Genomic DNA, 11,778 nt, shown 5'->3' with positions numbered 1-11,778 from the left:
TCATGCTCAAACGGTAGGGATTCGTTTACGTGCAGACCAATTTCTCAGCTGCCCAGCTCGCCGATCCGCATGTCGCGGAATCGGAGAAGATCCTGCGCAAATGTGTGCATTGCGGCTTCTGCACCGCCACCTGCCCAACCTATGTGACGCTCGGCAACGAACTGGATTCGCCGCGCGGCCGGATTTATCTGATCAAGGACATGCTGGAAAACGGACGGCCGGCCGACAAGCAAATCGTCACCCATATCGACCGCTGCCTGTCCTGTCTCGCCTGCATGACCACCTGCCCATCGGGCGTCAACTACATGCATCTGGTCGACCACGCCCGCGTCCATATCGAGGAGACCTACAAGCGTCCGCTGGCCGATCGCCTGACACGCGCCATGCTGGCCTTCGTGCTGCCCTATCCCTCGCGTTTCCGCGCGGCGCTCAAGCTGGCGAAGCTCGGCCAGCCATTCGCCGGCCTGTTTGAGAAAATCCAGGCCTTGAAGCCTTTCGGCGCGATGTTGAAGCTGGCCCCGGCGTCGGTCCCGGCAGTCTCGCCGATGGCCTCGCCGGGCGTCCATGCCGGGCAGGGCGCGAAGAAAAATGGCCGCGTCGCCATCCTCACCGGCTGCGCGCAATCCGTGCTCGATCCCGGCATCAACGACACGACGATTTCGCTGCTGACCCGGCTTGGCGTTGAGGTCGTGGTGCCCGAGGGCGAGGGCTGCTGCGGCGCGCTGGTACATCATATGGGGCGCGAGGACGCTGCCTTGGCGTCGGCCCGACGGAACGTCGACGCCTGGACGCGCGCCATCGAGCAGGGTGGACTCGACGCCATCGTCATCACCGCATCCGGGTGCGGCACCACCATCAAGGATTACGGCTTCATGCTGCGCCTCGATCCGGCCTATGCCGACAAGGCCGCGCGCGTGTCGGCGCTGGCCAGGGACATCACCGAATATCTGGCAAGCCTCGACCTGCCCGAGCCGGTCCGCAAGCCGGGCACCATCGTCGCCTATCACTCAGCCTGCTCGATGCAGCACGGCCAGAAGATCACCCGCCAGCCGAAGGAGCTTCTGGTCCGTGCCGGCTTCGTCGTGCGCGAGCCGCGCGAAGGGCATCTGTGCTGCGGTTCGGCCGGCACCTACAACATCCTGCAGCCCGGGATTTCGGCAACGCTACGCGACCGCAAGGTCAGGAATATCGAGGCGACCGGTGCCGAAATCGTCGCCACCGGCAATATCGGCTGCATCACCCAGATCGCTTCTGCCGCGAAGCTGCCGGTGGTGCACACGATAAAGCTGCTCGACTGGGCCTATGGTGGGCCGAGGCCCGAAGGCGTTCGCGAAGAGAGGGCGGTTGTCGCGGCCGAGTGATGCGCCAGTCGCCTACTCCGCCGCCAGCCTGTCCGCTATGCCGTAGGTGGCCTGGTAGCGGGCGCGCTGGCGGCTGAGCGCTACCATCGTGTTGCGCAGCAGGATCGCCACCGTGATCGGGCCGACGCCGCCCGGCACCGGCGTGATCCACGACGCGACATGCCTGACGCTCTCGGCATCGACGTCGCCGACGATGCGGCTCTCGCCGTCCGGCCCGATTTCCGAATTGATGCCGATATCGATGACGGCGGCGCCCGGCTTGACCATGTCGGCCTTGATCAGCCGCGGTTTGCCGACCGCGACGAACAGTGCGTCGGCGCGGCGTGCGTGTCCCGCCACCGAACGCGTCATGTGGTGACAGACGGTCACCGTCGCGCCTTCGCTCATCAAAAGGAAGGCGATCGGCTTGCCGACGATCTCGGAATGGCCGACGACCACCACCTCGAGCCCCTTGAGGTCGAGGCCGGTTTCCCTGAGCAGTTCGACCGAAGCGGCGGCGGTGCAGGGCGCCAGGTCGAGCTGGTTGTAGACGATGTTGCCGATCGAGGCCGGATGCATGCCCTCGACATCCTTGAGCGGATGCACCGCCGCCTGCAGCGTCTTGATCGGAATGTGCACCGGCACCGGCCGCTGGATGATGATGCCGGTGACGCGCGGGTCGGCGTTAAGCCCGTGGATTGCCGCTTCCAGCTCGCCGGCGGTGATGTCGGCGCGAAAGCGCCTTTCCTCGAAGCCGATGCCGGCCAACCCGGCCTTGGCGCGCTGGTTGCGGACATAGACGTCGACCGCGGCGGTATCGCCGACGGTGACCGACACCAGCTTGGGCGGAAAGCCTTCGGCGGTGGCGATCGCCGCGTCCTCGCGCACGCCGGCGATGATGCGTTGGGCAACCGGGCCGCCTCTGAGATAGCGGCTGTCATCGGAAAGGGGCATCGGGATGGGCCTTTATCTGGATTTTAGCCGCCACATAGCAAAGCAACCGCGAAAAGGCAGCGCGAAAAGCGAACCGCCATGCCGGTCGCGCGACGTGCCGGCGAAATCTTCCCGTCAATTCTTGCTGGCGTTGGCGGAAACAAAAAGGGCAGCACGGCTTGCCGCGCTGCCCTTTCGTGACTGGCCGCATCCCCACACGGCCCGTCCCCCGTTATTCAATGCTCCCGAGGCTTCTGAGCAGAATCATCGGTGAGGTCAACCGCAGATTACATCACTACAACCGTCGTGCCAACATTGACCCGCTCGTAAAGGTCGACCACGTCCTCGTTGCGCATGCGGATGCAGCCCGACGACACCGCGCCGCCGATCGTCCAGGGCTGATTGGTGCCGTGGATACGGTACTCGGTCGAGCCGAGATAGAGCGCGCGTGCGCCGAGCGGGTTTTCCATGCCGCCGGCGAGATAGGTCGGCAGATAACGGCCCTTGGCGGCTTCGCGGGCGATCATCACCGCCGGCGGCCGCCAATCCGGCCAGACGCGCTTGTTGGTGATCTTGTGGGTGCCGGACCATTCGAAGCCCGGCTTGCCGGTGCCGACGCCATAACGCCGCGCCTTACCGTTCTTCCCGACCAGATAGAGGAAATTCTCTCGCGTATCGATGACGATCGTGCCCGGCTTCTGCGGGCCGTCATAGGCGACTTCCTGCGGCAGATAGATCGGGTCGATCTGCGGCCGCATCACCATGCGCTTGGCCGGCGCCTGCACCGCTGCGGTGCGCAGCTGATCGGGTTCGGCCAGCCGCCGGTAGCGCCGTTGCGGCTGCGCCTCTTGCCGGCTCTGCCGCACGATGCCCGGCGCATGGCCGAGCTGCAGCACCCAGGGCGCCGAAAGATCTGGGCTGACCACCACCGGCGGCCTCTCGGCATAGCGGTCGTTGGCATTGGCGGCACCGGCCGCAAGCACGGCCGCGGCGCCGAACAGTGGGAACAAGAATGTCTTCATCGCAACGCACCTTGATCGTCGAACATGCCGGGGTGCAAAGCCTCCCCGATTTCGCCGACATTGGGCGCGAAGCGGCAACCGAAACATGAATCGGAATGCGTAAAATGCCGATCTGTCAGTAAAGCTTTTGGTGTGGTTACCGCCCGGTTCAGGAATCTGGTAAAGCCGCGGTAAAGCCCGCGTCAAAACGCGTTAACGCCAAGACACGAACGGAATTCCGCCATGGATGAAAAGACAGGTCTGCTTGCCGGTCCCGACGGCATCGCCCGCTGCTTCTGGCACGGCAACCTGCCGGATTATCTGCACTACCACGACCACGAATGGGGCCGGCCGGTCGCCGACGACCGCCGCCTGTTCGAGAAGATCTGCCTCGAAGGTTTTCAGTCGGGCCTGTCCTGGCTGACCATATTGCGCAAGCGCGACAATTTCCGCGAGGCGTTTGCCGGCTTCGATGTCGACAAGATCGCCGCCTTCACCGACGCCGATGTCGAGCGCCTGCTCGGCAATGCCGGCATCATCCGTCACCGCGGCAAGATCGTTTCGACCATCAACAACGCCAAGCGCGCCCGCGAACTCATCGACGAGGCCGGCTCGCTGGCCGCCTGGTTCTGGAAGTTCGAACCCGGCCCCGACGAGCGGCCCGAGATCGTCGACCTCGCGCATTTGCGCGCCAATCCGACGACGGCCGTCTCGGTCCGCATTTCGAAAGAGCTGAAGAAGCGCGGCTGGAGCTTTGTCGGCCCGACCACCGTCTACGCCTTCATGCAGGCGATGGGGCTGGTCAACGACCATCTCGAGGGCTGCGTCTGCCGCGAGCCGGTCGAGGCGGAACGGAAAGCGTTCAAGCGGCCGAAATAGCGGCTCAGGCGCCGCCGGCGCCGGCGAGGAAAAACCCGGCAAGGATGGCCGCCAGCGCGGCGAACACCGGATAGATCACCAGCAGGCCGGTCATCAGCACGTCGCGCATCGTCGGTCCGCTGCGCTGTTGCGCCGCGATCTCGAACGGTCCGGCGATTTGCTTCGTCTTCGGCGCATAACCATCGGCCGGCCGCAGCCGGACCGAGGCGTCGCGTGCGCCGCTATCGATGATGTCGAACTTCTGTAGCGTGGCCATGGCCCCGAGCCCCTTGTTTCGGCGCGCTTATCGGCCCGGATTGTGTCGGCACGATGCCGCGCGCATGGCGCAATTGTTTCAGCTTCTTTTTCGCCTTTCCTTCTCCCCTTGTGGGAGAAGGTGGATCGGCGCGCAGCGCCGAGCCGGATGAGGGGTGTTGGACGGAGTGCCGTCATAGCCAAGCTGGAACACCCCTCATCCGACCGAGCTTCGCTCGGCCACCTTCTCCCACAAGGGGAGAAGGAGAGGCGCAAACCCTTGCCGCTCCCGGCTGCATCGGTTAGGACACCCGCGCCGTGGAAATCGGTCATTTAACCGATCCCCGGAAGCGCCACGAAACACCGAGTACCCATCCCATGGCCGACAAATCCGAAAAGATGAAAGCGCGCCTGCCGCGCGGCTTTGTCGACCGCGGCGCCGACGATCTCCGCGCCGTCGAGAAGATGATGGCGACGATCCGCTCGGTCTTTGAGCTCTACGGTTTCGAGCCGGTCGACCAGCCGCTGATCGAATACACAGATGCGCTCGGCAAATTCCTGCCCGACCAGGACCGGCCGAACGAGGGCGTGTTCTCGTTCCAGGACGATGACGACCAGTGGCTGTCGCTGCGCTACGACCTGACCGCGCCGATGGCGCGCTTTGTCGCCGAGAATTTCGAGCGCCTGCCGAAACCCTATCGCAGCTATCGCTCCGGCTGGGTGTTCCGCAACGAGAAGCCGGGCCCCGGCCGCTTCCGCCAGTTCATGCAGTTCGACGCCGACACGGTAGGCACGCCGGGTGTCGCGGCCGATGCCGAGATGGCGATGATGATGGCCGACGTGATGGAGGCGCTCGGCATCAAGCGCGGCGACTACGTCATCCGCGTCAACAATCGCAAGGTGCTCGACGGCGTGCTGGAGGCGATCGGCCTCGGCGGCGACGAGAACGCTGGCCGCCGGCTGCAGGTGCTGCGGGCGATCGACAAGCTGGACAAGCTGGGCGTCGAGGGGGTTCGTCTGCTTTTGGGCGCCGGGCGCAAGGACGAGAGCGGTGATTTTACCAAGGGTGCCGGGCTGGGTAACGCTCAAATCGATGTTGTGATCAGCTATTTCACGGTCATGGCGCAGCATGATCCCGAACAAATTGTCCAGACACTGGGATCTATCACCCCAGGGCTCAGCAATCTTGTCGAGGAAAGGAAACTCGAACATCTCGGCATAACGAATGCCTCGTTTGTTGAGGGTCTTGCAGAGTTGGAGCAGATAAGAACCATGGTCGCACAAAGCGGCTACGGTGAGGATCGCATTCGCATCGATCCCTCCGTCGTGCGTGGCCTCGAATATTACACCGGCCCGGTCTACGAGGCCGAGCTGCTGGCCGAGATCCCCAACGAGGACGGCCAGATCGTGCGCTTCGGCTCGGTTGGCGGCGGCGGCCGTTATGACGGTCTCGTCTCGCGCTTTCGCGGCGAGCCGGTGCCGGCGACCGGTTTTTCCATCGGTGTCTCGCGGCTGATGACGGCGCTGAAGAACCTCGGCAAGCTCGATACTTCCGATGTCATCGCGCCGGTCGTCGTGCTGACCATGGACAAGGATACGGAAAGCCTCGGCCGCTACCAGAAGATGGTGGCCGAGCTGCGCGCCGCCGGCATCCGCTCGGAAATGTACCTCGGCGGCGCCGGCATGAAGGCGCAGCTGAAATATGCCGACCGTCGCGGCAGCCCGGTCGCCGTCATCCAGGGCGGCGACGAGCGCGCCAAAGGCGAGGTGCAGATCAAGGATCTGATCGAAGGCGCGAAAATGTCGGCCGAGATCGCCGACAACGCCGAATGGCGCGCCGCACGACCGGCGCAGGTGACCGTGGTGGAGAGTGAGCTGGTTGCCGAAGTGAAGAAGATACTGGCGGCGCAGGCCGAGGAGCGGGCGCGTGGCAAGTAGGGCGCCGCTTCCTTCTCCCCTTGTGGGAGAAGGTGGCCGAGCGAAGCTCGGTCGGATGAGGGGTGTTCCAGGGAACGCCGACGCCTCATTTCTTCCGGCACCCCTCATCCGTCTTGGCGCGTCGCGCCAATCCACCTTCTCCCACAGGGGGAGAAGGGAAGGTGGCGTTTTATGACCTCCCGCTACCCCGCCATCGCATCCGACATCACCAAGCTCTTCGCCGCGCGCAACACCCATGCGGTCGAGGTTGCCGTGCTGCAGCCGGCCGATCCGTTCCTCGACATGGCTGGCGAGGATTTGCGGCGCCGTATCTTTCTCACCGAGAGCGAGACCGGGCAGACGCTTTGCCTGCGGCCGGAATTCACCATTCCGGTCTGCCTCGACCACATTACCAGCCAGGCCGGCACGCCGCGCCGCTATTCCTATCTCGGCGAGGTGTTTCGCCAGCGCCGCGAGGGCGGCAACGAGTTCTTCCAGGCCGGCATCGAGGACCTCGGCGACGGCGACACGGCCGCCGCCGACGCCCGTTCGCTGGCCGATGCGCATGCGCTGCTTTCGCTGGTGCTGCCCGGCCGGGAGCTGGCGGTGACGCTCGGCGACCAGACCATTTTCGAGGCGGTGCTGGCCGCCCTTGGCCTGCCGCGCGGCTGGCGCATGCGGCTGGCGCGCGCCTTCGGCTCGGCGCCGATGCTGGAGGCGGCGCTTGCCGACCTCGCCAATCCGCCGCGCAACAGCCAGCTTGCCGGCGTGGTCGCCGCGCTTGTCCTCGACGGCGATCTCGACGGTCTTTCGGCGCATATCGCCGGCGGCATGGAAGAGGCCGGCCTGTCGGCAACGGCCGGGCGTTCGCCGTCCGAGATTGCGCGGCGCCTGATCGAGAAAGCCGAACTGCGCAGCGTACGGCTGTCGAACGAGGCATTCGCGGCACTAAAGAGTTTCCTGGCCATCGACGTGCCGCTCGACAGCGCCGCCGGAGCGCTCGAACGTTTTGCAGCCGATGCCGGGCTTTCACTGGGGGCTGCGCTGGAGAATTTTGCGGCCCGCGCCGCGGCCATCGAAGCCCTCGGCCTGCCGATGTCTGAAATCAGCTACGACGCCGCCTTCGGCCGGCCGCTCGACTACTACACCGGCCTCGTCTTCGAGATCGCGGCGCAGGATGGCGACCGGCCGCTCGCCGGTGGTGGCCGCTACGACCGGCTGCTGACGCTGCTCGGCGCCAAAACGCCGATCCCCGGCGTCGGTTTTTCCGTCTGGCTCGACCGCATCGAGGTGCTGCGGGAGACGGCGCCATGATCACGCTGGCGCTGCCGTCGAAGGGCCGGCTCAAGGAGCAGGCGCTGGAGGTGCTGGCCAAGGCCGGGCTTGCCGTCAGCCTGCCCGGCGACGAGCGCAAATATCGCGCCCGCATCGACGGCCTTGACGGCGTCGAGATAGCGTTCCTGTCGGCCTCGGAGATATCAGGCGAAATCGGCCAGGGCTCGGTCGATCTCGGCATCACCGGCGAGGACCTTTTGCGCGAAAACCTCGCCGATTGCGAGGCGCGCGCCGAAATCATCGCCCGCCTCGGTTTCGGCAATGCCGATGTCGTCGTCGCCGTGCCCGACATCTGGCTCGATGTCGACACCATGGCCGACCTCGACGACGTCGCCGCCGATTTCCGCCAGCGCCACGGCCGCCGGCTCAGGATCGCCACCAAATACTGGCGCCTGACCCAGCAGTTCTTTTCGCAAAAGCACGGCATCCAGGTCTACCGCATCGTCGAAAGCCTCGGCGCCACCGAAGGCGCGCCGGCAGCCGGATTGGCCGATATCGTCGTCGACATCACCACGTCAGGCGCGACGCTGCGCGCCAACCATCTCAAGGTGCTGGCCGACGGCGTCATCCTGCGCTCGCAGGCCTGCCTCGTCGCGTCGCGGAAGCAGCGCGAGGCGGCCGACGAGGCGGTGTTGCGCGATATTGCGGCAAGGATGGCATCGGTGAATTCAGGCTGACGTCGCCAATCTCCCCCCTTGAGGGGGAGATGTCGCCGAAGGCGACAGAGGGGGTCGGTACGTCTTGACGCGACTCTCCTAACGGACAGAACAGGCAGGTGCTCCACGCGAGACGACCCCCTCTGGCCTGCCGGCCATCTCCCCCTCAAGGAGGGAGATTGGCAGCTTGGCCGCTGGCACCGACCTGAAGCGATTTTCTTGACGTACAGCAATTTTGTTCTTGCTTTGTGCCGGCAGCTATGCTACTAATGTCGCTATGGTGCCAATTGGCCCCGAAGCCCGCCCGCCGTGGCGGGTTTTTTATTTTCGGCGCCATCCCTCACGTTCGAACCCCAACCGTACCATCGACGGGATTTCCACTACCCCGCCGGGCTGATAGGCTCGTTCTGTCTGCGGAGGACACGGCGATGCCGATCAATCTCGACGAGTTGAAGAATGCCAGCAATTTGCGCTCCAAGCGCGATGGCGGTTCGTTCATTGCGCCGGTCGACGGCACGGCGCATGTCTCGGGCGAGCGCAGCGTGCCGCTGCTCAACCTGACGATCCCGGCGCTGTTTGCCGATACGGTCGGCAAATACGGCACGCTCGATGCCGCCGTCTTCGTCGAGCAGGACAAGCGCTTTACCTGGGAGGAACTGTCGGAGACGGTCGATGCGCTGGCCGCCGGCTTCCTGGCGCTCGGCCTCGAGAAAGGCGATCGCGTCGGCATCTGGTCGCCGAACCGCTGGGAATGGCTGGTGACGCAATTCGCCACCGCCCGCATCGGCCTGATCCTGGTCAACATCAACCCGGCCTATCGGTTGGTCGAGCTGGAATATGCCTTGAACAAGGTCGGTTGCAAGGCGCTTGTCACCGCCGCCAAATTCAAGAGCTCCGACTATCTCGGCATGATCGAGACGCTGGCGCCGGAGATCGCCAAGGCCACCCCCGGCAAGCTCGACGCCAACAAGCTGCCGGCACTGAAGACAGTCATCCGCATGGACGAGGAGAATTCGCCGGGCATGTTCAATTTCGCCGACGTGCTGGCGATGGCCGGGCGCGACGAGCATGACCGGCTCGACCGCATCTCCGACGGGCTGAAACCCGACGATGCCATCAACATCCAGTTCACCAGCGGCACGACCGGCGCGCCCAAGGGCGCGACGCTGACCCACAACAACATCGTCAACAACGGCAATTTCGTCACCTCGGCGATCCGGCTCACCGTCGACGACCTGCTGTGCATCCCGGTGCCGCTCTATCATTGCTTCGGCATGTCGATGGGCACGATGGGCTGCGTCACCAAGGGCGCGACCATGGTTTTCCCGAGCGAGGGGTTCGATGCGGGCGCCACCCTAAAGGCGGTGGCAACGGAACGCTGCACCGCGCTTTACGGCGTGCCGACCATGTTCGTCGGCCTGCTCGACCATCCGGATTTCGCCTCCTTCGATCTCACCAGCCTGCGCACCGGCATCATGGCCGGCTCGCCATGCCCGATCGAGGTGATGAAGAAGGTGGTGTCGCTGATGCATATGGCTGAGGTGACCATCGCCTACGGAATGACCGAGACCAGCCCGGTCTCGTTCCAGAGCAGCGTCGACGATCCCCTGGAAAAGCGCGTCTCCACCGTCGGCCGCGTCCATCCGCATGTCGAGGTCAAGGCCATCGACGCCGAAAGCGCCACCGTCGCGGTCGGCGCGCCGGGCGAGCTCTGCACGCGCGGCTATTCCGTGATGAAGGGCTATTGGGACGACGAGCAGAAGACCCGCGAGGCCATCGACGCCGACGGCTGGATGCACACCGGCGACCTCGCCACCATCGATGCCGAGGGCTATTGCAACATCGTCGGCCGGGTCAAGGACATGGTCATCCGCGGCGGCGAGAACGTCTATCCGCGCGAGGTCGAGGAGTTCCTCTATCGCCACCCCAAGGTCAAGGAGGTGCAGGTGTTCGGCATTCCCGACCCGAAATACGGCGAGGAGCTGTGCGCCTGGATCGTGCTCAAGCCCGGCCAGATCACCACGGAGCAGGAGATCAAGGCTTTCTGCGCTGGCCAGATCGCCCATTTCAAGATCCCGCGCTACATCCGCTTCCGCACCGAATTGCCGATGACGGTGACCGGCAAGCCGCAGAAATTCCTGATGCGCCAGGCGATGGTCGATGAACTGGGATTGGTGACGCAGAAGACGGCGTGAGCGGGGGCGCGCTTCGGGCTTCGTCAAGGTGCGCAGGGGGCTTGCGCAGAGGGGGCTGAATGAGTGGTTTCGCAAGATCGGCGGTTTCCTACGGCATGCCGTTGGCCGCGCTGGCGATGGCGGTCGCGGTCAGGGCCAGCGGGGTGTCGGTGGACGAAGGGTCGCTGGGCACCAGGATATTCATCGGCGCGCTGTCGAGCGCGATCATGTTCATCACCATTTTCGTGGTGCTCGACCACGCCGAGGCGGTGGCTAGGCGGGTGGGCGAGCCGTACGGCACGTTGGTGCTGACCATCGCCGTGACGGCAATCGAAGTGTCGATCATCGTTTCCATCATGCTGCACGGCGCGAACAACCCGACGCTTGCCCGCGAATCCGTGTTCTCGACGGTGATGATCACGTCGACCGGCGTCGTCGGCATGTGTCTGACGTTTGGCGGCTGGCGCCATCGCAAGCAGGCGATCGTCCGCCAAGGGACCAGCGCCTATCTGGCGGTGCTGGTCGCGCTGAGCGTCATGACGCTCATTCTGCCGACCTACACGCGAACCACCGATCCCGGCACGTTTTCGGCCGCCCAACTTGGCTTCGTCAGCGTCCTTTCAGTGCTGCTCTATGCCGGTTTTCTGTTCGCGCAGACTGTCCGCCACCGCGACGATTTCATCGACGGGCAAGCGCATGGCGCCGCAGTGCGAACCGACGCTCACGAAAGCGTCGCCGCCGGCGCTCTGCTCCTGCTGATCGGGCTGATCGGCATCGTCATGCTGGCCGAGCAGGTCGCCGCCAGCGTCGAGGACGCGCTCGTCGCCTACCAGGTGCCGCAGGCCGACGCCATTGTCGGCGCGATGATCGCCGGGTTGGTTCTGATGCCGGAGGCGATCTCGGCTGTTCGCGCCGCACTCAGCAACGAGCTGCAACGCGGCCTGAACGTCGCCATGGGTTCGGCCTGTGCCACAATCGGCCTGACAATACCGGCAATCGCTGCCGCCAGCCTGCTGACCGGAAGAGGCCTGACCCTGGGGCTGCCGGCGACCGACACGGTGCTTTTGGTTCTGGCGCTCTTCATCTGCAATGTAAGCTTTAGCACCGAGAGAACGACGTTCTTGACCGGCTTGGTGCATCTGGTGGTGTTTTTTACTTGGGTGTTTTTGATATTTGTGCCGTGAGGGTTGGGGGGGAGGTGGCAAACCACTATCGACCGGTTTTCGAACGAGCGGTCATCCGTTTCCGCATTGAGTTGCGAAGTAGGCGAGCCGCAGAAGTTCCGGATGAGGCGATGGTCGAGAATTGA

The 11,778-nt window shown here is 64.7% G+C and carries 10 protein-coding genes; 7 read left to right on the top strand and 3 right to left on the bottom strand.

Going from position 1 to position 11,778, the window contains the following annotated elements; all coding sequences use genetic code 11:
• Positions 1–29 precede the first annotated feature (29 nt).
• A complete protein-coding gene (gene glcF / locus NKJ28_RS06545) occupies positions 30–1,361 on the top strand; it encodes a glycolate oxidase subunit GlcF (RefSeq protein ID WP_352634625.1) in 1,332 nt (443 codons plus the stop codon).
• A gap of 12 nt (positions 1,362–1,373) precedes the next feature.
• Here glcF and NKJ28_RS06540 read toward each other — a convergent pair whose 3' ends face one another.
• On the bottom strand, positions 1,374–2,294 hold the full coding sequence (locus NKJ28_RS06540) for a bifunctional 5,10-methylenetetrahydrofolate dehydrogenase/5,10-methenyltetrahydrofolate cyclohydrolase (RefSeq protein ID WP_352634623.1): 921 nt from the start codon (positions 2,292–2,294) through the stop codon (positions 1,374–1,376).
• A 266-nt stretch (positions 2,295–2,560) separates the two neighbouring features.
• A complete protein-coding gene (locus tag NKJ28_RS06535; RefSeq protein ID WP_352472683.1) occupies positions 2,561–3,295 on the bottom strand; it encodes a L,D-transpeptidase in 735 nt (244 codons plus the stop codon).
• Between the two features lie 222 nt (positions 3,296–3,517).
• Between NKJ28_RS06535 and NKJ28_RS06530 the strand changes: the two genes are divergently transcribed.
• Complete coding sequence (locus tag NKJ28_RS06530; protein WP_352634621.1) at positions 3,518–4,153, top strand: DNA-3-methyladenine glycosylase I; 636 nt, start codon at positions 3,518–3,520, stop codon at positions 4,151–4,153.
• Positions 4,154–4,157: 4 nt separating this feature from the next.
• Here NKJ28_RS06530 and NKJ28_RS06525 read toward each other — a convergent pair whose 3' ends face one another.
• Entirely contained in the window at positions 4,158–4,409 is a 252-nt protein-coding gene (locus tag NKJ28_RS06525) for a hypothetical protein (protein WP_031213141.1), read from the bottom strand.
• A 356-nt stretch (positions 4,410–4,765) separates the two neighbouring features.
• On the opposite strand from NKJ28_RS06525, the gene hisS reads away from it, so the two are divergent.
• The 5 genes from hisS (at position 4,766) to NKJ28_RS06500 (ending at position 11,653) form a co-directional block, all read left to right on the top strand.
• Positions 4,766–6,325, top strand: a complete 1,560-nt coding sequence (gene hisS, locus NKJ28_RS06520; protein WP_352634619.1) for a histidine--tRNA ligase — start codon at positions 4,766–4,768, stop codon at positions 6,323–6,325.
• 171 nt (positions 6,326–6,496) lie between these two features.
• Positions 6,497–7,618, top strand: a complete 1,122-nt coding sequence (locus NKJ28_RS06515) for an ATP phosphoribosyltransferase regulatory subunit (RefSeq protein ID WP_352634617.1) — start codon at positions 6,497–6,499, stop codon at positions 7,616–7,618.
• Positions 7,615–8,316: an ATP phosphoribosyltransferase gene (gene hisG, locus NKJ28_RS06510; RefSeq protein WP_352634615.1), complete on the top strand. Its 702-nt coding sequence runs from the start codon at positions 7,615–7,617 to the stop codon at positions 8,314–8,316. The genes NKJ28_RS06515 and hisG overlap by 4 nt, the downstream gene beginning before the upstream one ends.
• Positions 8,317–8,723: 407 nt before the next feature.
• A complete protein-coding gene (locus tag NKJ28_RS06505) occupies positions 8,724–10,490 on the top strand; it encodes an AMP-binding protein (RefSeq protein WP_352634613.1) in 1,767 nt (588 codons plus the stop codon).
• Positions 10,491–10,549: 59 nt separating this feature from the next.
• Positions 10,550–11,653, top strand: coding sequence for a calcium:cation antiporter (locus NKJ28_RS06500; RefSeq protein WP_352634611.1), 1,104 nt, complete (start codon positions 10,550–10,552; stop codon positions 11,651–11,653).
• Positions 11,654–11,778: the final 125 nt, after the last annotated feature.

This window comes from Mesorhizobium sp. M0145, from assembly GCF_040322355.1.
GTDB lineage: Bacteria > Pseudomonadota > Alphaproteobacteria > Rhizobiales > Rhizobiaceae > Mesorhizobium.
This window is presented reverse-complemented; position numbering and strand designations above follow the sequence as displayed.

What these genes read in the sequence shown, in the direction of transcription:
- NKJ28_RS06540 (WP_352634623.1), bottom strand. Translation starts at nt 2,294, where the DNA reads ATGCCCCTTTCCGATGACAGCCGCTATCTCAGAGGCGGCCCGGTTGCC.
- NKJ28_RS06535 (WP_352472683.1), bottom strand. Translation starts at nt 3,295, where the DNA reads ATGAAGACATTCTTGTTCCCACTGTTCGGCGCCGCGGCCGTGCTTGCG.
- NKJ28_RS06530 (WP_352634621.1), top strand. Translation starts at nt 3,518, where the DNA reads ATGGATGAAAAGACAGGTCTGCTTGCCGGTCCCGACGGCATCGCCCGC.
- NKJ28_RS06525 (WP_031213141.1), bottom strand. Translation starts at nt 4,409, where the DNA reads ATGGCCACGCTACAGAAGTTCGACATCATCGATAGCGGCGCACGCGAC.
- hisS (WP_352634619.1), top strand. Translation starts at nt 4,766, where the DNA reads ATGGCCGACAAATCCGAAAAGATGAAAGCGCGCCTGCCGCGCGGCTTT.
- NKJ28_RS06515 (WP_352634617.1), top strand. Translation starts at nt 6,497, where the DNA reads ATGACCTCCCGCTACCCCGCCATCGCATCCGACATCACCAAGCTCTTC.
- hisG (WP_352634615.1), top strand. Translation starts at nt 7,615, where the DNA reads ATGATCACGCTGGCGCTGCCGTCGAAGGGCCGGCTCAAGGAGCAGGCG.
- NKJ28_RS06505 (WP_352634613.1), top strand. Translation starts at nt 8,724, where the DNA reads ATGCCGATCAATCTCGACGAGTTGAAGAATGCCAGCAATTTGCGCTCC.
- NKJ28_RS06500 (WP_352634611.1), top strand. Translation starts at nt 10,550, where the DNA reads ATGAGTGGTTTCGCAAGATCGGCGGTTTCCTACGGCATGCCGTTGGCC.